This window comes from Gimesia benthica (assembly GCF_009720525.1).
Lineage (GTDB): Bacteria > Planctomycetota > Planctomycetia > Planctomycetales > Planctomycetaceae > Gimesia > Gimesia benthica.
The window spans coordinates 1,647,501-1,671,345 of sequence record NZ_CP043930.1; the positions used below are offsets into that span (position 1 = coordinate 1,647,501).

At 54.2% G+C, this 23,845-nt stretch carries 20 protein-coding genes and 2 tRNA genes; 8 read left to right on the plus strand and 14 right to left on the minus strand.

Annotation, left to right across the window (positions count from 1 at the left end):
• Nucleotides 1-433: 433 nt before the first annotated feature.
• Both F1728_RS06305 and F1728_RS06310 read right to left on the minus strand, forming a co-directional pair.
• A tRNA-Ala gene (locus F1728_RS06305) sits at nucleotides 434-506 on the minus strand.
• 94 nt (nucleotides 507-600) lie between these two features.
• Nucleotides 601-674 (minus strand) — tRNA-Ile (locus tag F1728_RS06310).
• Between the two features lie 252 nt (nucleotides 675-926).
• Here F1728_RS06310 and F1728_RS06315 point away from each other — a divergent pair.
• From F1728_RS06315 to F1728_RS06325, 3 genes are all read left to right on the plus strand, one after another.
• Nucleotides 927-1,298 (plus strand): hypothetical protein, encoded by a 372-nt coding sequence (locus F1728_RS06315; RefSeq protein WP_155363384.1) that lies wholly within the window; start codon nucleotides 927-929, stop codon nucleotides 1,296-1,298.
• A 79-nt stretch (nucleotides 1,299-1,377) separates the two neighbouring features.
• On the plus strand, nucleotides 1,378-1,686 hold the full coding sequence (locus F1728_RS06320; protein ID WP_155363385.1) for a hypothetical protein: 309 nt from the start codon (nucleotides 1,378-1,380) through the stop codon (nucleotides 1,684-1,686).
• Between the two features lie 173 nt (nucleotides 1,687-1,859).
• The gene (locus F1728_RS06325) at nucleotides 1,860-4,085 is read left to right on the plus strand and encodes an acetylxylan esterase (protein ID WP_194242705.1); all 2,226 of its coding nucleotides are present in this window, start codon (nucleotides 1,860-1,862) and stop codon (nucleotides 4,083-4,085) included.
• Nucleotides 4,086-4,100: 15 nt separating this feature from the next.
• Here F1728_RS06325 and F1728_RS06330 read toward each other — a convergent pair whose 3' ends face one another.
• Nucleotides 4,101-5,045: a polysaccharide deacetylase family protein gene (locus F1728_RS06330; protein WP_228030531.1), complete on the minus strand. Its 945-nt coding sequence runs from the start codon at nucleotides 5,043-5,045 to the stop codon at nucleotides 4,101-4,103.
• Between the two features lie 154 nt (nucleotides 5,046-5,199).
• Here F1728_RS06330 and F1728_RS06335 point away from each other — a divergent pair, with 154 nt between their 5' ends.
• Nucleotides 5,200-6,777, plus strand: a complete 1,578-nt coding sequence (locus tag F1728_RS06335) for a sialate O-acetylesterase (protein ID WP_155363387.1) — start codon at nucleotides 5,200-5,202, stop codon at nucleotides 6,775-6,777.
• Between the two features lie 151 nt (nucleotides 6,778-6,928).
• Complete coding sequence (locus tag F1728_RS06340) at nucleotides 6,929-7,369, plus strand: hypothetical protein (protein ID WP_155363388.1); 441 nt, start codon at nucleotides 6,929-6,931, stop codon at nucleotides 7,367-7,369.
• 931 nt (nucleotides 7,370-8,300) lie between these two features.
• Here F1728_RS06340 and corA read toward each other — a convergent pair.
• The 5 genes from corA to F1728_RS06365 all read right to left on the minus strand — a co-directional run bounded on the left by corA (nucleotide 8,301) and on the right by F1728_RS06365 (nucleotide 12,698).
• A complete protein-coding gene (gene corA / locus F1728_RS06345) occupies nucleotides 8,301-9,395 on the minus strand; it encodes a magnesium/cobalt transporter CorA (protein WP_155363389.1) in 1,095 nt (364 codons plus the stop codon).
• 152 nt (nucleotides 9,396-9,547) lie between these two features.
• The gene (locus F1728_RS06350) at nucleotides 9,548-11,107 is read right to left on the minus strand and encodes a bifunctional GNAT family N-acetyltransferase/carbon-nitrogen hydrolase family protein (protein WP_155363390.1); all 1,560 of its coding nucleotides are present in this window, start codon (nucleotides 11,105-11,107) and stop codon (nucleotides 9,548-9,550) included.
• A 133-nt stretch (nucleotides 11,108-11,240) separates the two neighbouring features.
• Nucleotides 11,241-11,678 carry a hypothetical protein gene (locus tag F1728_RS06355; RefSeq protein ID WP_155363391.1) on the minus strand — a complete coding sequence of 146 codons (438 nt, stop codon included), beginning with the start codon at nucleotides 11,676-11,678 and terminating at the stop codon, nucleotides 11,241-11,243.
• 103 nt (nucleotides 11,679-11,781) lie between these two features.
• The gene (locus F1728_RS06360) at nucleotides 11,782-12,222 is read right to left on the minus strand and encodes a hypothetical protein (protein ID WP_155363392.1); all 441 of its coding nucleotides are present in this window, start codon (nucleotides 12,220-12,222) and stop codon (nucleotides 11,782-11,784) included.
• Between the two features lie 20 nt (nucleotides 12,223-12,242).
• On the minus strand, nucleotides 12,243-12,698 hold the full coding sequence (locus F1728_RS06365) for a hypothetical protein (RefSeq protein WP_155363393.1): 456 nt from the start codon (nucleotides 12,696-12,698) through the stop codon (nucleotides 12,243-12,245).
• 631 nt (nucleotides 12,699-13,329) lie between these two features.
• Between F1728_RS06365 and F1728_RS06370 the strand changes: the two genes are divergently transcribed.
• Nucleotides 13,330-14,268: a DUF1559 domain-containing protein gene (locus F1728_RS06370; protein ID WP_145181989.1), complete on the plus strand. Its 939-nt coding sequence runs from the start codon at nucleotides 13,330-13,332 to the stop codon at nucleotides 14,266-14,268.
• Between the two features lie 92 nt (nucleotides 14,269-14,360).
• Complete coding sequence (locus tag F1728_RS06375) at nucleotides 14,361-14,888, plus strand: Ig-like domain-containing protein (RefSeq protein ID WP_155363394.1); 528 nt, start codon at nucleotides 14,361-14,363, stop codon at nucleotides 14,886-14,888.
• Between the two features lie 48 nt (nucleotides 14,889-14,936).
• Here the strand turns inward: F1728_RS06375 and F1728_RS06380 are convergent, their stop codons facing one another.
• The 4 genes from F1728_RS06380 to F1728_RS06395 all read right to left on the minus strand — a co-directional run bounded on the left by F1728_RS06380 (nucleotide 14,937) and on the right by F1728_RS06395 (nucleotide 18,923).
• Entirely contained in the window at nucleotides 14,937-16,070 is a 1,134-nt protein-coding gene (locus tag F1728_RS06380) for a succinylglutamate desuccinylase/aspartoacylase family protein (protein ID WP_155363395.1), read from the minus strand.
• A gap of 12 nt (nucleotides 16,071-16,082) precedes the next feature.
• Complete coding sequence (locus F1728_RS06385; RefSeq protein ID WP_145439687.1) at nucleotides 16,083-17,327, minus strand: RimK family alpha-L-glutamate ligase; 1,245 nt, start codon at nucleotides 17,325-17,327, stop codon at nucleotides 16,083-16,085.
• A gap of 45 nt (nucleotides 17,328-17,372) precedes the next feature.
• Nucleotides 17,373-17,855: an ATP-dependent zinc protease family protein gene (locus tag F1728_RS06390; RefSeq protein WP_228030532.1), complete on the minus strand. Its 483-nt coding sequence runs from the start codon at nucleotides 17,853-17,855 to the stop codon at nucleotides 17,373-17,375.
• Between the two features lie 309 nt (nucleotides 17,856-18,164).
• Nucleotides 18,165-18,923 carry a PDZ domain-containing protein gene (locus F1728_RS06395; protein WP_155363396.1) on the minus strand — a complete coding sequence of 253 codons (759 nt, stop codon included), beginning with the start codon at nucleotides 18,921-18,923 and terminating at the stop codon, nucleotides 18,165-18,167.
• 317 nt (nucleotides 18,924-19,240) lie between these two features.
• On the opposite strand from F1728_RS06395, the gene F1728_RS06400 reads away from it, so the two are divergent.
• Nucleotides 19,241-20,911, plus strand: a complete 1,671-nt coding sequence (locus tag F1728_RS06400; RefSeq protein ID WP_155363397.1) for an arylsulfatase — start codon at nucleotides 19,241-19,243, stop codon at nucleotides 20,909-20,911.
• A gap of 154 nt (nucleotides 20,912-21,065) precedes the next feature.
• Here F1728_RS06400 and F1728_RS31200 read toward each other — a convergent pair whose 3' ends face one another.
• Nucleotides 21,066-22,766 carry a protocadherin gene (locus F1728_RS31200; protein ID WP_194242706.1) on the minus strand — a complete coding sequence of 567 codons (1,701 nt, stop codon included), beginning with the start codon at nucleotides 22,764-22,766 and terminating at the stop codon, nucleotides 21,066-21,068.
• A gap of 57 nt (nucleotides 22,767-22,823) precedes the next feature.
• The gene (locus F1728_RS06410) at nucleotides 22,824-23,804 is read right to left on the minus strand and encodes a YybH family protein (protein WP_155363398.1); all 981 of its coding nucleotides are present in this window, start codon (nucleotides 23,802-23,804) and stop codon (nucleotides 22,824-22,826) included.
• Between the last annotated feature and the right edge of the window lie 41 nt (nucleotides 23,805-23,845).

The following is a 23,845-nucleotide window of genomic DNA, read 5'->3' on the forward strand; positions in this document are numbered from 1 at the left end:
AGAGAGTTATTTTATCGTCGCCTCTCAGCGAGTCAACCGTCCGGGAGAAGTTTTTTGAAAAAGTTTTTCAACTCTCTTCGAACCGTTTTTGCCGCAAACTGTTTTGCGACAACCACTTGCGGCCAACAACTTTTGTTAACTTCAAGTGAAGGAGCGGGATCTTAACCTTTTCAAAACTGCCCGTCAACTCATGGAAACCAAAATTTCCAAAAAGTGTTTCAAATCCCTTCGGACAGTTTTCGCCGCAAATCTCTTTGCGACAACCACTTACGCTTAACAACCTTTGCCAAACCCAAGTGAAGGAGCGGGATCTTAACCATTCCGAAACCGCTCGTCAACTCACGGGAACCAAAATTCCCAGAAAGTGTTTTAGAATTTTTAAGACCCGTTTTTTAAAACCTCACAAGGTAAACGTGGTCCCCTAAAACACAAATGGAGACGACCGGGATCGAACCGGCAACCTCCGCCTTGCAAGGGCGGCGCTCTCCCAGTTGAGCTACGTCCCCTCAAAAGACGCCGACAATAGTATTGCCGGCAAATCCCATTGCGGCAAATTAAATTTGCCAGACAAGCGGGATACCTCTTAGAGAGAGAAAAAAATGGGCGTACGTGGATTCGAACCACGGACCTCAGCTTTATCAGAGCTGCGCTCTAACCAACTGAGCTATACGCCCCAATAAGAGGACGCGTATTCTGTCTTCTTATGTGTGTGCTGTAAAGTCACTTTCGGCACTACTTTTACAAAAAATCACTTTTTCTTCACCGTAGTCTGACACACCTATCTCCAGCGAGGTTCAGAGCTTCCCTGCTGTTTTCTTTTTTTCCCGGAATCATCCAACGCCTTCTGCTCCCGGGGCGTAATGTTAGCAGAAGCGTTTAACAGAGAACTTCAACTGCAGAAGCCATCAGAATAGAAAGCTCTGGCCATGTGCTGCTCGCTGTTTAAAATCAGTTTATCGCTGCTGCTGGCAGCCAGCCTGATGTTTCCCGGCAGCTGGTGCTGTCAGGCTCTGGAACAGCATAATCTGCAGGCCGCTGTCCCCCCTACACCGGAACCCCTGACCCAGACAGGTCAGGACCAAAAGCCGGCAAGTACCACGGGCAGCCACCCACACTGTGATGAAACGCTCTTTGCTTCTACGGGTAAATCCCGCCTGTCCGTCAATTCTGCTCCGTTCGTGGGCAGCGAGACCATCGCTGCCGGCACGCACTCCGCCCAGGAATTGATTCCGGCTGGCCTGGATGCCCCCGTTTCCGCTCAACCTCTGCACCTGATGCATTGTGTCTGGCTCTGCTGATCATGGGAGTTCGCTTTCCGGCGACCCACGATTATCTCAACCAACACATATAAGACCATCAACTCAGAGGAGATCCGTCATGTTGACCAAGATCTTTACCGCTACCGTATTGTCTGTCGGCGTAAGTATGTCTGCCACCGCGAGTACGCAGACCAGCACTCACCTGAAACAGAACTGCAATCCGCATCTGAAATCCTGTCAGGCTGGCTCGAATTGTTTCCAGACGCATGCCCTGCCCGACTGCTGCAAAACCAATCTGGCCTGTTGTGAGCAGGCCCTGCAACTCCGAACAGCTCAGAATACATGGGTGGAAAGCCTAAACGCGACCCGATTACCGGGAAACGGATTTCTCATCGCGCGACCACTGGCCCACGGCCCACCCTGCTGAAGCATTCTACCTCCTGAAAGATAGATCGTCTCTATCTTTGCACCGAAATCCCCTGCAGTTTTAAGCTTCCTGCAGGGGATTTTTTTATGCCCTGCGGTTTGAGATTCCCCCACTGCTGCGCTACGATAGAACCGACATTTCCCCATGACGCTCCTCCTGAAAGAAGGTCAGCCATGAAACGTTGGTCCGTTTGTCGTGTTCTGCTCCCCTTAATCATTCTCTCTGGCAGCAGCCCCCTCTTCTTACAAGCAGAACCGATCCCGCGGGAATTACAACGCTGGCTCACCCCTCAAAACTGGCAGCGCGATACCGACGGCCCGATCCTAAAACTGGGACGTCCAGGCACTTTCGACGATACACACATTTTTGCCCCCTGCGTAAGCCTGGAACAGGGAACCTATTCCCTCTGGTACTGTGGTTCGAGCGGTGCCGTGCAGGATCGAATGTTTGTTCTGGGACGGGCGGACAGCAATGACGGCATTCATTTCAACAAGAACCGGCAGAATCCGGTCTTTTCCTTCGGCGATGGCGAGCACTCCGTATTAACGCCAACCCTGCTCCGTTCAGCCAACGGCCAGACGCTGCATGAAAACGGGCGACTGCGGATGTGGTTCTCTGCGACAGACTTCCATGACGAAACCGCCCTGCACCAGTTATACGAAGCGGACAGCCTGAACGGATCGGATTGGAGCGAGGCGGGTTCTGATAATCTCAAACACGTTTACGCGCCGACCATTCTCAAAACCGGACGGACGTACCAGATGTGGTTTACCGACGTGTCGCAGGATCCCTGGTGCATCCGGCATGCGTCGAGTCTGGATGGAAGTAAGTGGCGGGTCTCTCCCGATCCGGTACTGGAACTCGATCAGAACTGGGAATCGGGGCGGCTGTTTTATCCGACGGTTCTCAGGCTGGGCGATGCTTACCTGATGTGGTACGGCAGTTACTGGACGGAGCGGGAGAATACGACCGCACTGGGATTCGCGGTGAGCATCGACGGACTCAACTGGTATAAGCATCCGCAAAACCCGGTGCTGCGTCCTGATCCTGAGCGTCCCTGGGAATCGCATTACGTCACCAGTCAGTCGGTGATGCAGCTGCCCGATGGCCGCTTTCGCATCTGGTACGCCAGCCGCAAGCAGCCCCCGTTTCTGAATAAATATTTCGCCATCAACACTGCACACTGGGCAGGTCCCGCGCAAGCAGAAACGAAACCGCCGGCCCGTCCAGCGAAGGTCGCGTTCCCCGAATGGCAAGCGGAAAGCCAAGCCGAGCTCAAAGCGATGCTGGGGATTCCGGAACAGAAAGTCGCGCTGGAAAGCGAAAAGCGGGGTGAGCTGGAACGGGATGGCCTGGTCATCGAAAAATGGGTCTTCACCAGCGAACCAGGGTCAAAAATTCCTGCGGTCGTGTATCGCCCCAAACAACTCAAAGCACCTGCGCCGGCGATTGTTTTGACCTACGGTCATGGGGGAAGCAAGAGCCAGTGGCAGTACAATTACGCGGCACAAGCCTATGCGAAAGCGGGGCTCGTCTGTCTGGCCATGGATCCGATTGGTGAAGAAGAGCGGCACATACAGGGACGACTGGGCACGCGGGCCCACGATCCGAAGTCTGTGCATGAGCGGGCCTGGAATGCCGGGCGTCCGATCATGGGGAAGCTGGTCTTCGACACGATGCGGGGGATCGATTTCCTGCAGGAACGGAAAGACGTCGATCCCAGTCGGATCGGCGTCGCGGGGAATTCTCTGGGCGGTGCCGTCGCGAGCTGGATGGCGGCACTGGAACCGCGAATCAAAATGGCAATCGTCTCCGGCTGGGCATATGACAATGTTACGCTGCGGAGCAAATATTGCACGAAAGTTCCCAATCAGCGGATGCGCGAACGGTTCACCTGGCCTGAGTTTCTGTCACTGGCCGCCCCCAACTGTGCCGTTCTGGTGATGAACGGCGATGCTGACTGGATCATCGACTCCGACAACGACGGGACCGCCTGGCGCGGCACGCGGGCTGTCGTCGAGCAGGCCGGGCGAGTCTATGCCGACCAGGGAGCTGAGGGAAAGGTGAAGGCCTGGTTCGAAGCGGGAGGCGGTCATCGTCCCTATATGGCTCATCCGGATGCCCTGCGCTGGATTCAGCAGCAACTGGGAACGCCTGCGCTGACTACGGAGCAGATCAAAACTATGCCAACCGTCAATTCCGGGCGCTGGTGTGATGCGCAGCAGATCAAACTGGAGCGATTGTACGGCACCGACCTGCATCAGCGGGGTGCCACTCTGGCGGATTTTGGGCTGACGCTCACCGATCGCAGCCAGCTGGCGTGCCTCAAACCGGAGGAACGAGGCACACCTGCATTTACGCTGGAAGGCTGGCTGTCACAGATTGAACGTAACGAATAGCTGTGATTACGGCGGCTATTCGGCCTGAGCGAGTTTCTGCTTAGCCATCTCGTGGAACTCTTTCCAGGTGATGACTTCGATGCCCAGATCCTTGACCTCTTTGATGACCGCGGGGTCGGTAAACACGCGGCGGTCACCATCGCGGCGGGAGGAACTGTGGGTGATGTTCTGCAGTTCCTGGTTGTTAAATCCACAGTGAATGATGATCTGCGTGACTCCCGGCTTGAGTTCGCGAATCTTTTCGAGGTAGGCCTGTTTCCGCTTTTCGTAGTCGGGTTCGCCATAAAACTGAACCAGTTCATCGAGCACGGGGAGCCCGTTCTTTTCCAGGACTTCCTTGAGCTGTTTGCCCTTCTCTGCGATCACGCCGTACTTTTTCGGATCGAGATTGTTCACAAACAGGACCGGCAGCTGATATTCGATGCCCAGGTTGACGTACATTTCCAAGAGGTCAGGCCGACTGACGACTGCTCCCATGTGGGTATCCAGATGTGAGAGAGGGACGCCGAATTTGCGGGCCCGTTCGATCTGTGCCCGCAGTTCCTTCTCGGCATCTTTGACGTTCACATGCTGCATCACCTGTCCGACGTTGTCCCAGAGATAATTCTCTTCATCGAGCAGACTCGGTACCTGATCCCGCGAGGCGACCGGTCCCCAGCGGTAGTTTTTCCACTCGGAATTCAGCGTCAGGTGGATGCCGAAATCCTGTTCGGGGTTCTGTTTCGCGTAGGCAGCGAATTCTTTGAACCAGGGACAGGGTACCATTATGCTGGCCGAGGAGACGATGCCTTTCTGCATGCCTTCAATGGTGGCGAGGTTCACCGAGTGTGACATGCCGGCGTCATCGGCGTGAATGATAACGTAGCGTTTCTCGGAGGGCTTCTTGTTTTCCGCCTGAACCAGGGGGAGAAAACTACAACTCAAGACCAGGAACCACAGCAGGGTCATTTTCCGTTTCATGAATCACCATACCAGTTTAGAAGAAATGAATTGAGAGATTTGCTGTCACGATTTGAATGGAATCGCTTGAAAATGCAGTCTATTCAGTTCAAGCTATAGAAGCAAACTGTTTGTTATGACTTCTCCAGTTTACTCATCCTGCAAGGAACCACAGATGAATTGTACTTCCGCGAAACGACTTGCAGCTACAGTGCTTGCACTCAGCTGTCTGTATCTGATGAATCTCAACGAGGCGCAGGCCAAAATCAAACTGCCTGCCATTATTGGCGACCATATGGTCCTGCAGCAGGGTCAGAAGAACCCGCTCTGGGGCTGGGATGAACCCGGCACGAAAGTGACTGTTACCATTGATGGCCAGTCTCACACCGCTACCGCCGATGACAAAGGGAAATGGCAGGTGAACCTGGAACCACTGAAAGTCGGTGGTCCTTACGAAATCACCATCAAGGGAAGCGACAGCGTTACCCTCAAAGACGTACTCGCCGGCGAAGTCTGGATCTGCTCCGGTCAGTCAAACATGGCCTGGTCTGTCTCAGCCGCGAATGACGCCGACCTGGAAATCATGACCGCCAACTATCCCAAAATCCGATTGATATCGGTTCCGCAGGTGGGAACACAGGAAGCCCAGGATGACTTTAACGGCAAGTGGGAAGCCTGCTCGCCCGCAACCGTACCGAATTTCTCTGCCGTCGGTTACTTCTTTGGTCGCCAGCTGTACCAGACTCTAAATGTCCCCATCGGGCTGATTGACAATGCCTGGGGTGGTTCTTCCGCCGAAGCGTGGGTCAACCGGAAGCGTCTCGAAGACGAACCTGCATTCAAAGCGATGCTGGAAAAATGGAAAAAAACGGAAGAGACCTACAATCACGACCAGGCTGTTGCCGCTTACAACAAACGGCTCGACCAGTGGAAAGCCGCTGCGAAGAACGCCAAAGCTGCCGGCAAGAATCCTCCCAACCGTCCCCGTGCTCCGCGGAACCCGCTGACCGGCAACCATCGTCCGGCCAACATTTACAACGGCGTACTGCATCCGACCATCGGTTACGGTATCAAGGGTGTGATCTGGTACCAGGGAGAATCGAATGCGAGCCGGGCTTACCAGTATCGTAAGCTGTTCCCCTTCATGATTCAGAACTGGCGTGATGAGTGGAAACAGGGCGATTTCCCCTTCTACTGGGTTCAGCTGGCTGACTTCCGTGCCGAAAAACCGGAACCGGCCGAGAGTGACTGGGCCGAACTGCGTGAAGCCCAGACCATGACCATGAGCAAACTGCCGAACACCGGTGAAGCTGTGATTCTGAACCTGGGTGAAGCATCCGACATTCATCCCAAGAACAAACAGGATGTGGCCAAACGCCTGGCCCGCTGGGCGCTGGCCAAAGATTACGGCGTTGATATCGTCCACCAGAGTCCGCAGTACAAATCGATGGAAGTCAAAGGCAACAAAGCCATCCTGACCTTCGATCATGTGGGCGGCGGACTGGATACATTCGACGTCACCACTCCCATCGGCTTCACCATCGCCGGTGAAGACAAGACGTTTGTCAAAGCCAACGCCAAAATCGTGGGCAAAGACAAAATCGAAGTCTGGAGCGATGCGGTCGCCAAACCTGCTTCTGTCCGTTACGCCTGGGCCGATAACCCGGTCTGCAACGTACAGAACAAGGAAGGCCTGCCGCTGACCCCCTTCCGCACCGACGACTGGCAGGGTGTGACAGCCGGTAACGAGTAATTCACTCAACTCTGTTTGAGACAGACGAAACGCCTCGGGATATTCTCCCGGGGCGTTTTTTTGTGGAATCATGCATCAATCCGGGGTTGTTTAAAACAATCGGGAACTCGACAATCTTGAAAGTTCCCAGATCTCAGAAACGGTTCCAGTTATGCCCGAAGAACGAACAGATCAATACGTGGCCGTCGTGGTCAGAATTCCAGAAGACTACTTCTCAGATGAGGATGAGATCTGCCTGGAGGCAGCGACGTACGTTTGCACGTTGCTGGAAGAACACCTGATCCAGGACGGACATACTGTACCGGAATCGTATCAAGGGGGATGTTCTGAGGATTGGGGCGTTTACTTCGAAACCGTGCTGGCTGATGAAAAAATCGAATACGGCATCATGTTCTTTCCGGAAGAAAAGGGAGCCGAACAGCGTTCGATCATGGTCCGCTACCTGCCCTGGCAGGGATTCTGGAAAAGTCTGTTCTTCAAACAACCTGACCTTGCGGCCGCGCATCCGCTGCATGAGTCAATGGAGCGATTCGGGAAGCAGTTCGAGTCATACCGAATGCTGACGCAATCCCAGCTTGACCAGGAATACTAGAGAGTGTTGCTTAATTCGAACGGCCCTATTTCCAACGCCTAATCCAGGCGAACGCCCTGTGGCTTATTCACCTTTACTGCTGTCAATGATTCAAAACATGATCAACAATTTATTCTTACCGAGGTGATGACAACGTTCTCTGAATTTCGCTCGGAATGATAAGTTAACGTTGCCAAACTCACCGAGTCCCCTGCCCGCTTCTTCTTTCTCTGCGCGTGATCTGCTCGACGTTCACTGCTGCCTGATATTCAGCTCGCCCGGGCTGTGCCGACGGGTATTATTCCCGGTTTGTATCGCCAGGCAGCGTTTCTTGCTTCGGATGGCTTATACCAAAATCGTTTTAACCGGAGCTGACATCATGCGTCAGCTTTCGTTTCACCGTTGATGATGTTGGGGATTGTGTGGATCGGCACGGGGAGGTCAAGAGAAAATGGAAGTTGAAATCGAGTTGAGTCATTCTGAATCTGCAGTGAGTTGCCTGCGAAATGCTCTGAAAGTGCTCCGAAATGATTTGAAATCTTACGAGACAATGCGAAGTGGTGCCGTGTGTTCCGGTGAAAACAGTCGGAAATCGACCAGGATTCAGGTGCTGCTGCGTCACTTGTTCGTGAAATTCCAGTGCACGCATCACCCGCCTCGCGCGCGAAGCACAATTGCACAACGATACGATTCGGAAACAGCGGATCAAGGTCAAACTGTTCAGCGAAATCGCCCGAAAGGGTGCGCGAAGATCAGGTGGATATGGGAAGCAGTGAACTGGAGGGGATGCCTGACTCGTCGGTTTCCCACTCGAGGAGCGCAGTACGAATGCCGTATGAAGAATTCGTGTCAAATCGCTTTCACCGGGGCCAGGGTATGCGAAAACATGAATCAATTACCGCCAGGCGGGCAGAAACATGGGTTTGCCCCTACAACGGAGGGTTGAAACTTGTCACAACCACTTTTTCTTTTTGAAATAAATCAACAGCGCGACGGGGATGGTCACGAAGAAGACCCACAACGTGGGGTAGGCCCATTTCCATTTCAGCTCGGGCATGTATTCAAAGTTCATGCCGTAGATGCCGGCGATGAAAGTCAGCGGGATGAAAATCGAGGCAAAGACAGTCAGGATTTTCATCACTTCGTTCATTTTGTTACTGATACTGGAAACGTAAATATCCAGCAGCCCGGCGAGCATGTCGCGGTAGGAGTCGACCGATTCGTTGATGCGGAGCACGTGATCGTAGACATCGCGGAAATAGATGTCGACCTTCTCGCTGAACAGGACATGGTCCGAGCGGAGAATCGCGGCGACCAGTTCGCGCTGCGGCGAGGTCGCCCGGCGGATGTCAATCAGTTCCCGCTTGAGATGCTGGATCGACGTCAGTGTGCAGGAATCAGGATCGTCGAGCAGTTCCTCTTCGATGGCATCGATCCGTTCGTCCATGGTATCGAGCAGGACGAAGTTCTGGTCGACGATGGAATCGATGATGGCGTAGGTGAGATAGTCGGTCCCAAGGGACCGGATTTTCCCGGTCTGGTTGCGGATACGCTGAATCAGGGGAAGAAAGAGTTCGTCTTTCTGTTCCTTGAAAGTGAAGACGAAGTCATTCAGGACCAGGATGCTGATCTGTTCGTAGTTGACTTCGAACTTATCGGGGGCAACGGACTCGTTAGCGACGGACTCATCTGCAACGGTCAGCCCTTTGAGGACGATGTAGAGATAGTCGTCGTATTCCTCGAACTTGGGACGTTGGTGCGTGTTGAGGATGTCTTCCAGAACCAGCGGATGAATGTCGAAGTGCCTGCCGATGAGTTCGGTGACTTCTACATTCTTAAGACCTTCCAGGAGGACCCAGGTGATCGATTTTTTGTCCCGGAACTTAAGCAGATCCTCGACGGTTTCGACCACCGGTTCTTCCAGATCGCCGGGGGAATAGTCGACGACCGAGATCCGGGTGTCTTCTTCATCAAAGTCTCCCACATGGACCAGCGATCCCGGGGGCATCCCCGCTTTTTTGGAGATTCCACTATAAGATTCCAGCATAACACGTTCCCGTTGTACGCGGACCTTTTGTCCGGATTCCATAACCATTTGAAATGCACTTTATTTCTCGGGGACAGGATTGATTTCGTTCCCCTGGATTTTAAAGGATTCCGACTTTGATCGCGAGATTAAACCCTGATTTGCAACGCACACTAGACTTCAAAGGAGTTGCCATCTTCCTGATAAACGACCCGATAGAGTTCCGTGCGGCGGTCGTGCCAGTTCTGGACACTGCCCGATTCGCGGTGACGTCTGAGCTGTTCGAAGTCGAGATCGTGGATAATCACGGTTTCGACATTGGGATTACATTCCGCGGCGACGGCGTCGCGGGCGAACTCGACATCCGCGGGAGTAAAGATCCCGGACTGAGCGTAATGGATGTCTGCATTCTCCACGAAAGGTAGGTTGCCCGTGCAACCGGAAATGGCGACATACAGATGATTTTCCACGCAGCGTGCCTGGGCACAGTGTCTGACGCGGAGATAGCCGTGGCGGGTATCGGTGTTAAAGGGAACGAAGACGATCTGCGCCCCCTTCTGAGCCGCGATGCGGGTCAGTTCCGGGAACTCAATGTCGTAGCAGATCTGAATGGCGATCCTGCCACAGTCGGTGTCGAAGACTTCGACGCGGTCGCCGGGGCTCACGCCCCACCATTTGCGTTCGCTGGGGGTGATGTGAATTTTGTACTGCTTGCCGATCGAACCGTCTCTGCCGAACAGATAGGAGGTGTTATACAGCGTGCCATGCTCGACCACGAACTGCGAACCGCCGATGACGTTGACGTTGTATTTGACCGCCATCTCGGTGAAGAAATCGAGGTACTGGGGTGTAAATTCCGCCAGCCGACGGGCTGCCTGCCCGGGCCGCGTCGGTTCCACACAGGAGAGAAGTTGCGTAGTAAACAGTTCCGGAAAGAGAATAAAGTCGCATTTATAATCGGAGGCCGTATCAAGAAAGAACTCGCACTGCTGGGCGAACTCATCGAAGCCTTTGACAGAACGCATCTGGTACTGGACGACGCAGATACGGATCTGTTCCACCGTGCTGTGGAACTTGCGTTTGGCACCGGGGACGTAATCGAGGTTGGTCCAGTCGAGATAGGTCGCGTAGCCGCAGGATTCGGTATCGGAGGGCAGGTAATTGGGAATCAGCCCTTCCACGGAGAAGCCGTTGGCCAGCTGTGCGGTGAGAACCTGATCGTAAATCGCCTTATCGACCACCTTTTCGATGTATTCGCGTGCCGAGAGGGTTTTGGCATAGTGGTGATAGCCGGGAATGCGACCGGCGATAATGATACGTGCCAGGTTCTTATTCCGACAGAGTTCCTTGCGGGCATCGTAGAGACGACGGGAAAGCTTCATGCCCCGGAATTCGGGATGGACCATAATTTCGATCCCGTAGAGCGTATCCCCCTTGGGATTGTGATTGCGGATATAGCCGTCATCGGCGACGGCTTTCCAGTTGTGCCATTCCAGTGCGGGATCATAGTCGAGGATCAGGCTCGACGAAGAAGCGGCCAGCCGCCCGTCGATCTCGACGCAGAGTTGTCCCTCCGGGAAGGTTTTGAGCTGGCTCTCGATATGCTCGCATCCCCAGGTCTGCATGCCGGGAAAACACTGTTTTTCCATTTCCACCAGTTCGTCGAAGTCGTCCATCGTCAACTGGCGAACTTTGATTTTCCATTCAAACTGCTTCAGATCCAGGGGTTCCATGATGCATCTTTCTAAAATGTTCGGCGTCAGCTATTACGGCTCTATTATCTTCTCTGAACGCGATTTTGAACAGAGGCGTTTTTGTAGATTGCGGGAACAAGGCGTCAGAATTGAAATTGAAGGTGAAAGTCTGCTACGCATCGCTGAGATTCTGTGCGGACATCTGTGGATCAAACAGGGTTCTGATTTCAGAGTCCCGCAGCAGGATCAGCGTCCAGATCCCGAGGATGGTTCCCAGGGGAACGGAGACGCAGACCAGGGCAGCCCCGACCACACACCCGGTGAGGTGACGCGCCTGCAGAATCGAGACGCCGGTCAACAGGCAGATGACGGGATAAGCCCAGAGACAGATCTCCACGAGCGTAACCGCGGTCTGCATGATCGAGCGAAACCGGGCGGAGACCTGTTCCGTCGCCTGCTTCTGTGCGGGCCGTTCAATGATCTGCTGCATCCCCTCATTGATCGCGGAGATCATCGGGTACACAGCCAGCAGCAGAGTCAGATGCAGGACGCCCCAGAGGATCAGCAGCTTACCGGCCCGCTTGAGCCGCGTTTGTTTCTGTTCGTTCAAAAGAACCTCAAGAGTTTGATTTGCAGACAGATTCACAACGGGGGAATTATGGTCGACAGAGTTGTTCTGTCAATGTTCGTGCTGCCACAGAAGCAGAAATATTTCAATCGAGGAAGTCCGTTTCCCCCAGTTCGGTCTGTTCCTGGAACAGCTGTTTTGTGTTCCGGTTACAGAGTACGAACAACGCCCAGCCGCTGAGGATGGTCCCCAGAGGAAATGCAATCAGCGTCACAATAGCCCCGACAATACAGGATCGATGACTGAACCGTTTCAAGATAAAAGCACCGGTCAGGAGACTGATTACCGTGAAGCCGATCGAGAAAATCAGCATGCCCAGCAGAAAGCTCTGCTGCACCGCACGCTGCTCTTTAAAGCCGTCATACGGTTTTCCATCGGGAGTGCGGAGATCTGCATTCGCGAGAGAGTTCGCGTTAACCTGCTCCTCAACCCGGCTCAAAAACACCAGGTTGAAGATCGAGAGCATCCCCAGGATCAGAAACAGGGTGCCAATCAGGTTGAGCTGGCTGGCCTTGGTCATGGGCATCAGAGGGATTCCTCAAACATTCAGTCCAGAAAGTCGGAGTCGCCCAGATCGGTCCGCTCAGCAAACAGGGGACGGGTGTGCTTATCATACAGGGTCAGTAACGACCAGATTCCCAGAGCCGTCCCCAGCGGAAAGGAAATACAGATCAGAGCAGAACCGACGACGCAGAACGTGAAGTGCCTTCTACGGCGGATGTTGATGCCGGTTGCCAGCAGAAAACCACCTAAGACGAGAGATAAGACACCGACCAGGACGTACAGGACAATAAATGCAGACTGCATCTCCCGGAACATTTTCCGGGGATCGGGGCCCTCACGAGGACGCGGAAAATCCATATTCATGACAGATTGCATCATCATGAAGTGGACCGGAATAAACAATACCATGAGCAGACTGAAGCCGGCCAGTACCATAAACAGGATACTGATGACATTGAGCTGTTTCTCAATCTTTTCGGTTTCAAGGGATCTCTGCATGGCGGCAATACTCCGGCAATCGGATGAACGTGGGGACCCTTTGATCTTAGTGGACCATTTCCGAGAGAGCAAATCCCAGTGTGAACATTGGATTGAGAAAGTGGATCGATATAGATTCTCTGGGCTTCATAGGACGGGTTTCAACCAGGCAAGTCCACCCCGAACTGGGCCGTCGTGCCCTGCCTGGCGATCTTGGAGGCTTCCCGTACGTAAGCGATTGTCCGAATTTGAATTAGGTATCACCGGCGGTTACCGGGTAAGACGGTCCCCAAAATTTTCCAGAAATTTCCAATTTTTTTCCGTTGCTTTTTAAACTTTGGAGTGTTTAATGTCGCGTCAGCTTGAAAAAGCAATCGCAACAGGCATTTTCTTTTCGTCCCGGCGCTCAGCTATTGGTCTCGCACAGGCTCTGTTGATACGAGTTGCTGTTCCAACACAAATTTTGCGTTCTTATCGTGAGATTTACGAACTACACAGCATCATTCTGCGAGCCCCTCCAGGGCAGGTCCCTTTAGCCTTATTTCTGTCTCAAACCTGCTGCGTATACGTTTTCGGTACCTCCGGAAACAGGATAAGAATACAAGATTCTTGTTTTCCATTTCTTTCTTTTTATCCTTGTTCGGAGACGAAAATGAGACTGCTTAACGTCAAACGTGGCTTCACCCTGATCGAACTGCTGGTCGTGATTGCCATCATCGCCATTTTGATCGCCCTGCTCTTACCGGCAGTCCAGCAGGCACGCGAAGCGGCACGGCGGAGTTCCTGCAAAAACAATCTGAAGCAGATTGGCCTGGCGCTGCACAACTACCATGAAACCCATCGCACCTTCCCGCAGATGCAGGTGGAAAGCGTCCGCACCATCGCCGGCGACATCCCCACCGAAAGCTACCTGGGCTGGAGCGTGATGCTGCTGCCCTTCATGGATCAGACCAACCTTTACAACCAGCTCAACATGAACGCTCCCTGGCGCACCGTAGCCGGTGTCGTTCTGCAGCCGACCGTGATCAATACCGTGATCCCGACATTGAACTGCCCCTCCGATCCAATGGATGGCGTCAACACCAACATCAATTCATGGGGAAAATCGAACTACCCGGCTCTGTACTCCCCTTCCCGGTACCTGACCGCGTCAACCACACAGGGTTACACGGGAGCGTTTAACAACCACGCCGTCACCCGCATGCGGGACCTGACCGACGGTTCCAGCAACGTGATCATGATCGGAGAACGTACCACCGAAGACCGTGGTTCAGGAGCGATCTGGATCGGTTCTTCTCCGCTCAACAGCGCGACAGCCGGTAACTATGGCGACTGGCCTTACCACACGGCTCTGGTCCGCAACTGGCAGGGATCTTCGACTGCACCGATTCCATCAACAATCTACCTGATCAATGGAATCAACCAGACGGACGGCCTCAAATACGCATGGAGCTTAAGCAGCTCGCACACAGGTGGCTGCCACTTCCTGCTGGGCGACGGTCGGGTGAGATTCATCAGCGAAAATGTTGATGCCGAGACGCTGATCTACCTGGCTGCCATCAACGACCACAACGTGATCGGTGATTTTTAATTCACGACACGTGATGACAAGACGATCCCGGTTTCCGCATCTGGCTGAAACCGGGTTTTGCAATATTACTCCAGCACAGGAATGCTATTTTAATGTACCAGGAAACCAAACTGACGCTTCAGGCCGCACAGCCGAGGCGCGTTCTCACACTGTTATTCTTGACCGTCCCCCTGGTCTGCCTGGGATGCTCCCGGGGTGGGGATGACATCAAACTGGCCCCGGTCTCCGGGGTAGTGACGATGGACGGAAAACCGCTGACCAACGCCGTCGTGATTTTTTCACCGCAAAAGGGGAATCCCTCGTCAGGTCGCACTGACAGCTCCGGGAACTACACGCTGACATACCGTGATCAACTGAAGGGAGCCGTTCCAGGCCCTCACAGTATCACCATCATCACTGCCCCGCCGGAAAGCCCCCGCCAGTCTGAAGACTCTGGCGTTGCGGAAGTGATTCCCGTTGACACCTTTGCCAACTCCGATCAGGGGGTTCCCAAGCTGAAACTTCCCAAGGATACTTTCAAGAAAGATTCGATTCCAGAACGGTATAACAGCAAATCCGAACTGAAAAAAGAGGTCGTCGAAGGCAAAAACAAGTTCGATTTTGAGCTGCAGTCCAAGTAGAGTTCCCCTGTAGCGGGAGACTGAATACGGTGATGCAAGACTGTTCGACTATTCCGCTGCAGTCGCTTCGCCATTGCCTTCCGAGTGCTGGCGGAGCTGCTGTGCTTCGTCAGTGGGCTCTTCGACCACGAGGTTGGTCGAAAGCTCTTCAGCGACCTGTCCTTCCAGGCTGTCCACTTCAGAGCGGGAACGCCTGATCCGGGAGAGCCTGGTCTCGGGAGGCAGTTTGCCAAGGTGACAGACCGGCTCACCGGGGCTGATCGCGGGCAGCGTGGTCATCCCGATGACGACCGAATCGAAGGGTGCATACAGCATGCTGCGTTCGCGGCCCAGAATCGTAGTGTTGGTCGCCAGGGGCTGATCTTTTTCGACAATATCACCGGGCTTAACGTGAAACTTGAGGAAGCCTCCCCGCTCGGCACGGACCCAGCTGGCCTTATCGATGATGACCTGGTAATCGGGACTCTCATGTTCCCCTTCAAGCATTTCGAGATCGCGGAGCACGTTCTTCACCCCTCGCACCGCCGACTCCACAATGCCCGGCTCGACCTTCCAGACCTCGCCCCCTTCCATGATGATGGTCGGACAGCCGATGGAACAGGCTTCACGTCGGAAAGCTCCCTGGGGTCCCTTGCCATTGATGATGACTTCGGAGCCAAATGCCTGGGCCAGCCGTCGAACTTCCTTATTGGAGAGGTCACCTCTAACGTTGGGATAGTTGGTTCGCCGCACCGACGCGGTGTGCAGGTCGATTCCATAGTCACTGCGAGAAACGATTTCGTCGAAGATGATCCGCGCCATGCGACTGGCCAGGCTGCCATTCGCGGAGCCGGGGAATGAACGGTTCAAGTCGCGTCGATCCGGAAGATAACGCGAGTGCCGGTCAAAGGCGAGCAGATTCAGTACGGGTACGAAAATCACGGAGCCCCGCAGCAGATGCAATTCTGTATCCTGGATCAGATTACGGATCGCCCCGGTGCCGTTGATTTCATCGCCGTGCAGCGCAGCCGTCACAAAGACTACCGGCCCGTCTTCCTTGGCGCGGCGGATATGAATAGGAATCTTTACATTCATACTGCTGTAGCTTTCGCTGACAGCCAGCTTCACATCACGGGAAGTGCCGGGGGGAATCGGGTCGCCATTCCACTGGTCGATCGATTTACGCGGACGGATTTTCTTCATCTAACGTCAGCCTTATTCAGTGCCTGAGGCATCGCTTGCTCCGTGCCCGGCTTCCGAGAGCACCTCTTCAGCCACCGGCAGATCCGGCAAATCCATGACTTTGGGCCGCCTCTTACGACGGGTTTTAGCAGGAATCAGATCCCGCATGAAGTCGAGTTTTCCAAAACAGAGCAGCCGGTCATTGGACTCCAGTACCCGATCTGAACGGGGGTTGGGGATCACCGTCGTCCCGCGATAGAGCGTCAGGACGTTGATATCCTTATCCCGCAGGCCCGAAGCCTGGATCGTCTTGCCCACATATTCAGAACCTTCGGGAATATAAATCTCGGTCACGCCATATCCACGACTGACGGTGAGCCGTTGCCTGAGATCGATTTCCGGGAAATCCACCTGGGCAGCGATGTAGTCAATGATCGCACCGGCGATATCCAGCTGGGTACATTTTTCGATCCCTTCCAGCCCCGGCGAGGAATTGACTTCCATGATCTGGGGACCGTCTTTGCCCTCAAGCATATCAACGCCGGCGACCTTCAGACCCATGATTTGAGAAGCCCGGACTGCGGTCTTACAATAGGTTTCATCGAGAACGACCGGTTCGGTCAGACCGCCACGGTGGACGTTGCTGCGGAACTCCTGTCCCTGAGCGACACGCCGCATGGCAGCCACAACACGATCCCCGACCACAAACGCCCGGATATCGCGTCCCTTACTTTCCGCGACGAACTTCTGGATCAGCACGTTCTGCTTCTGGTTCTGCAGCAGTTCGATGATAGCCTCCGCGGACTTCACGGATTCCGCCAGCAATACACCGATCCCCTGCGTTCCTTCCAGCAGTTTGATGACAACCGGTGCGCCCCCTACCCGTTCGATTGCGGGGAGCACATCTTTTTTATCGCGAACGAATGTCGTCTGCGGAATGCCGATCTGGTGTCGGCTGAGGATCTGCAGGCTACGGAGTTTATCGCGCGAATTGGTAATACCCGCCGAGGTGTTGGCACAGAAAATGTCCATCTGCTCGAACTGCCTGACGACGGCGGTTCCGAAGTAGGTGATCGAGGCGCCGACACGTGGGAGGACCGCATCGTAATCGGAGATCGATTTCTGTCGAAAAAACAGGTCGGGTTCGGCCTGTTTGAGATCGATGGCAAATTTGAGTGTGTTGAGAACCTTGACTTTAAATCCGCGGTGTTCGGCAGCTTCGCGCAACCGCCGCGTACTGTAACATCTCGGGCTGCACGACAGGATTGCCAGTTTCATGAGTTATCCTTTTCTAACCTGATTCTGCAGTGAATAAGGCTGCACTCAGGTTCGTTTCTCTCGAGGAGGCTTACCGCCATAGTAAGATTTACCCGCATCCACAAAAAAACGCTGACGGAACGCCTCGCGTCCGAGCAGCATTCGGAAGCCCATTTCATCCCGATTGGCCAGCGTCAGTTCCACGGGCCAGTTGAAGCCGAGAAGTTCGATATTGGTCACAATGACAGGTCGCATGGTTGCCTTGCCACTGGAACTGCGAACCGAGCGATATTCGAAGATGCGGGCCTCAGCTTCGACGACTTCGTGTGTCCGGCGCTGGACAGGGTGTACCTTGAAGCGAATCCATTCCTCCTGATCTCGCTCAAACCGATGCAGGTCATAAGCATGCAACGATGAGGAACGTGCTCCCGTATCAACTTTGGCTTTGATCAGGCCAATTCCCAGATCTGGAAGACTGATCCATTCACGCCAACCGATGACTGCGGGATCAGATTTTTGTTTTTTCTTGCTCTGCAGTGTCTTCCTCACTTCGCTGCATCGCCTCCATTGCGTTATTCAAGGGGTCAATATCGTTCGATTTTACAGGACTTTGAGTGTGATCGCCAGTAAAGCCGCCTGAATTCAGCGATTTCCGGCTTTGAATTTGTCTTTATTCACGAAAACGCTGGACAAATCCGTTGGTGAATCTCGCGCTCTGATCCTCATAGTCTCTCTGAAGTGGCTAATCGAATTCGATGTGAAGGTCCGGTTCAGACAAGTTTCTGCAGACCGGCACGAAAACAGGCGATGCCCAAGGTGAACATCGCCTGTGAATTTTTTCGATTAAGCTTAATTCGCTTACTTATCAGAGAGGCTGCCTTCGAAGTCCATGGGCATCGAAGAGTTCAGCTTGGGAGCGTACTCATAAGGAGCCGCATACTGATACTGCATGGGTGCTTTGGGATTGGCAAGATATTCATCATCGTTACCAAAGTTGGCAGCATTCGGAAACTGGGGAGTGAAAGTCCGTGGAGGATTTCCACCAGCAGGAGCGTTGATCCGCTCGGCCCAACCCAGTGTCACATTGACTTTGCTGACAGCGCCTTTTTCTCCCACCTGGATTACAGAGAGGGTCACGTTCTGCCCCGGCTGTGCCTTGGCCAGAAGAGCGTTCAACTGACGTACGGAAGCCAGACGATGCTTGCCGAACGAAAGAATGATGTCGTATTTCATCAGCCCTGCTTTGTCGGCAGGTGAGCCGGGAGCGACATGCATGATGACCACACCATACCCCGGATTGCCATCCAGGTTCGTTCCGACACCAGTCCACCAGTCGGGTGCACCATTTGTCAGATGAGCGGCCAGAGGACCGGAAGCATCTGTGGCAACAACCCCCAGGGTCGCTTTGTAATACTTCGAATAATGCTGATTCAATCGCGCTTTGTGTGCTTCACTCATCAGAGCAGCATACTTCTGGCGGGGAGACAGATTCGGATCAATACTTTGGGGAGCAGCATTGGGAGCAGATTCCTGCGCCTGTGATTCGTAGTTCACGATCAAAAAGAGTGTGAGAAGACAAAGCAAGCCCTTGCTCGTTATAGACTTCTGCAGATTCATCTTGGTAACCCTTTATCTCAAAATATGTACGAGACACATGATATTTCTGATTGCTGAGCTTCTCGACCTGAGGGCAATCAAACAATCGCCGCACTCAACGTATTTACCCTATCCTAGCTTACGCATATACCTTGTCAAACACGGATTCAGAAATATGATGATTCCAGGCAACACTCATTTATCCAGAAGTCCACTAACCGTAATTCCCCACGAATCGGCAACTGATTCTGGAAGCCAGCCCGAGGAGTGGTTAAGCTGAGAAAAGTCGGGATCCCGGCTTCCGAACATTCTTAAGACGCTCAACAGAAAGAATCATTATGCCCTCTGCTCCCCTGGAACGAATTAGCCAGTCTCTGTTCGGCTTGACCTGTCTGCTGCTGACACTGCTGCTCCCCCTGGATCCTCTGTCCGCAGCCCAGCGGCCAAATATCCTGCTGATTGTTGCCGACGATCTGGGATATTCCGACCTTGGCTGCTTTGGTGGTGAAATTGAAACACCGCAACTCGACTCGCTGGCAAAAGAGGGGGTGCGGCTGACTCAGTTCTACAACACGGGACGCTGCTGTCCTTCTCGCGGATCGATCATGACCGGGCAATACCCGCATCGCGTCGGACTGGGACACATGACTCGGAATCTGAATCAGCGTGGTTACCAGGGACATCTCGACGATCAGGCGATCACGATCGCCCAGATTTTACAGCAGGGTGGCTACCGCACGTTTCTCTCTGGTAAGTGGCACCTCGGAACAGAAGATCCGACCAAGCACGGCTTTGAAGAATTTTATGGGACGCTGGTCAGCGCCAAAACGTTCTGGGACGTCGACCATTTCACCCGTCTCCCCGCGACCCGCGATACGCATACTTATCCTAAGGGAGAGTTCTACGGGACAGATGCCCTGGGAGACTATGCCATTGACTTCATGCGGATGGGGCGACGCAATCCCGATCAACCCTGGTTCCTCTACCTCGCTTTCAACGCACCGCACTTCCCACTGCATGCCCCGAAAAAGGAAATCGAGAAATACGCAGATCGCTACCACATCGGCTGGGATCAGATCCGACAACAACGACTGACACGTATGAAAAAGCTGGGGATCGTACCTGAAGAAACAAAACTCTCGCCGCGATCCCGTTACTGGGACTGGGGAGAGGCCGAAGCACGGGTCAACCCGGCCTGGGATTCACTGCCGACTGACCGCCGCGGGGATCTGGCACGCCGAATGGCAATCTTTGCTGCGATGGTCGACCGTCTGGATCAGAATGTGGGACGCGTCTTAACCAGCCTGCGTCAGAACAACGAGTTGGAGAACACGTTGATCATCTTCACGTCAGATAACGGAGCCTGTGCAGAATGGGATCCGTTTGGCTTTGATATCCGTTCCAGTCGCAACAACACACTCTACTGGGGCGATCAGCTTGATCGCATGGGTGGCCTGGATACACATCACAGTGTCGGTTCCGGCTGGGCTAATGCCTCCAACACCCCCTGGCGTCTCTACAAGCATTATAATCACGAAGGAGGCATCGCCTCTCCAGGGATCGTCCACTGGCCTGCTGGTGTGAAGCAGTCCGGCAAAATCATCGCCACGCCCGCACACATTATCGACATTGTCCCCACCCTGCTGGAGGCAGCCCAGGTCGCATATCCGGAAAGCTGGGATAATATACCGACGATTCCCCTGCCGGGACGCAGTCTGCTGCCGTTACTTCAGGGGGAACCTCAATCCGAACGGACACTCTACTTCGAACACCAGGGAAACCGGGCGATTCGCGAGGGACGCTGGAAACTGGCCGCCACCCGGGGTGGACCCTGGGAACTGTATGATGTCTCCCGCGACCGGACCGAGCTGAACGATCTGGCGAAAGCGGAACCGGAACGGGTTCAGCAACTTGCCCGAAAGTGGGATCAGTGGGCACAGGAAAACTTCGTACTCCCCTTCCCTCAGGATTACCGCATCGATTACCTGGCACCGCTACAGAAACCGTAGTCTTTCCCAATCCAGCGCATCAAAAAACCGAACTGGCCAGGTTGACCAGTTCGGTTGCAGGTTATTCATACAGAATCCAACATCGACAGTTAGTTCCCTGAAGTAGAGGTGCTGCTCCCGTCGGTGTTCTTATCTTTCTGATCCAGACGAACCATCAGCCATTGCTCGGTCTTTTCCTTGCCAATGTGAACCAGCAGGGGGCTTCGTCTTTGGTGAGATTATAGATCCCCGTGTCGTAGACCGTGTTTTTATCGTCGCCGACAGTCCAGGCTGCCCGCTGAGTCTTTTTATCAACCGAGCCCTGAATCTGCTGTGTCTTCTTGGTCTTGGTATCGGTGAAATTCCCTCTCAGAATTCCATCCTTGTTCACAGCCAGTTCGACTACATTGTCCGACTTGGTTTCCCCCGTCGGTGAGAGTGCGAAGACCCCTAACGGCATCCATTTCCCCTGGTCACTGACGTCCGCAGAAGCACCGGCCTGAGCCAGTTGGCTGGCCTGCTGAGTGTACTCTTCAGCGGTTCCCACATCCTGATTATTGACGTAGACGCTGTTGTCCTGGTAGACCACGTTATTCCCGTAATCATAGTAGACCGGCTGCATGTTCGACCAGGCAAACCAGTCCATCATCGCCCCCCAGGTACAGACCGTCCAGGCGTAGCCAGCCGGCCAGCCGGGAGCATACCAGACACCGGGGTGAGCAGCGTACCAGCCGGGATAATACATTCCCCAGCCATAAAAACCGCCACGAATCACAGCACCGTGATAGTAACGTGTCGAAGGAGGCACATGCACGAAGCCGGCAGCATAACCGCCATTCGGTCCATGGACGATACCACCTGCGGTACCACCTCCGCCAGGACGACGGACAACACCGCCCGCGGCACCACCACCATTGGGACCGACAACCCGGCCGCCTGCAGCGGAGCCGCCATCACGACCGACAACGCGCCCGCCAGCAGCACTGCCCCCATCGGGGCCAACGACTCTCCCGCCGGCCGCGGATGCTCCACCGGGGCCGACAACGCGACCGCCGGTAGCAGAACCACCATTGTTACCCGTAATGCTTCCGCCCGCGGCATGACCACCGTCAGGACCAATCGCTCCACCGCCTGAAATAGTATTTCCCCGCGGCCCGGTATAGCTGCCTTCACCGGCGATTCCACCATTTGGTCCGTGATAGACGTTACCGGAACCAGAGCCGTTAGCAATCGAGTTGTTCACAGTGTTGCGGCCGGTAAAGTCCTGCACCTGAGGATGCGAGTTGGTGACTGCGTTATGACCGGCGTCTGAAGGGAGCCCCAGAAAATTATCCAGGCCCTGACGCGTCGGTCGCTGATTGAAATTCATGTTACTCATATTGAGCGAACCATCGTTACGCAGACCACGGCCACCGTTCAATTGATTCAGGTTACCCCGGTTGAACTGTCCGTTGTTGAAGCGGTTCAGGTTATCGCCATTCATCCGGTCACCCGAACGGACCGAGTTCATGAAATTAGAGTCGAAGCCGGTTTTATCGTTGAAGCGGCCAGGTTGATCGAAGCGACTTCCGTAATTCGAGAAGCGGCTGCCATCAAAATTACCGCCACCTAAATTGCCACCGCCAAAATTACCACCATTGAAGTTTCGACCGCCGCCCCCGAAATTGCCTCCACCGAAGTTACCGCCGCTGAAATTACGGGCACCTCCACCAAAGCCGCCTCCGCCTCCGAAGCCACCACCTCCGCCGCCGCGAAAACCGCCTCCACCACCACCATGGAAACCACCGCCACCAAATCCGCGGGCCCAGGCAACCGACAGATCAGCCGACACGAAACTCAGGGCTGTAACTGCGATGAGACTGATAAAAATTCTCATACCATTTATCCTCAACTAAAAAGTTTAATTGTCTTAAATCGAAGTGCCGTATCGAGCCTATTGTCGTCGGGAAACAACCTCGAGTGCATCGGGCAGTTCCGCACCATTCACTGTTCGATTCACAGATTGCCAGCGGCAGCCGTTTTTATCGATTTTGGTGATGACATTGTTGGCACTGGTCAGCATGCCGTCTGCAGTCACGCCCCGCGATTCAATCACCCATCCATTTTCCACGGGAGCCCAGATTCCAATCGCATGACTGCCATCGGTGTTGAAGGTCCAGGACATGATGTCCCCCGTAAGCGGGTCCACGCCGATGATCTGAGTGCCCATCACTTGCGGCTTATCGCCGGACAGGGTCTGTGCAGTAAAAGTGCGTTCGATAAATTTGTTGCCCGGCATCCAGCGATAGACGGTCTTGAGTGTCACCCCCACATCCTCAGCTTCCCAGCTGCCGATGAGCCATTCCAGATCCTTCAGGTTGACCTGCGTCGCCGGGGGAATCAGATTCGATTCCTTCACGCTGACCATTTTCCACTTCCCATTCTGCCTGACGTGGGTCGCGGTATATTGACTGTAGTCTGTAGCCCCTTCGGGAACTGCCACCATGGTGCGGCCCTCTTCAATTGCCAGGTCATCACCGATCTGGCGAACGGAATCAACCGAGATCTGAATTTGTGCCTTTTGGTTCGCTTTGAAGTACGCTGCATATGCTTTCTGAATCGCCGGGCGGCCTACCAGTCGCATGCCGCTGGCTTCCACATATTCCCCTTCCGGTGCCCAGAAGGAAGCGACTTTCTCTGCATTCCCCGCGTCAAATGCTTTCTTGAACTCCACCGCGACTTTGCGAATGGCCTGTTCGGCCGCCGATGGTTTTGACCTGGTTTCAGCAGCGGGTGCTTTCTCAACAGCCTCCGCTTCACCAGAGACGAGGGTCCGCTGATATTGCGCAGACGATACAGAACAGTCCAGCAGCAGACCGGCAGATAACACAGAGAAAAAGAGCCCCCAGCGGGCCAGGTGCGGAGAGAGATTCATCCTGATGTCTTTCAGAAAGGAGTTCGCGTTTGCTTAGATTG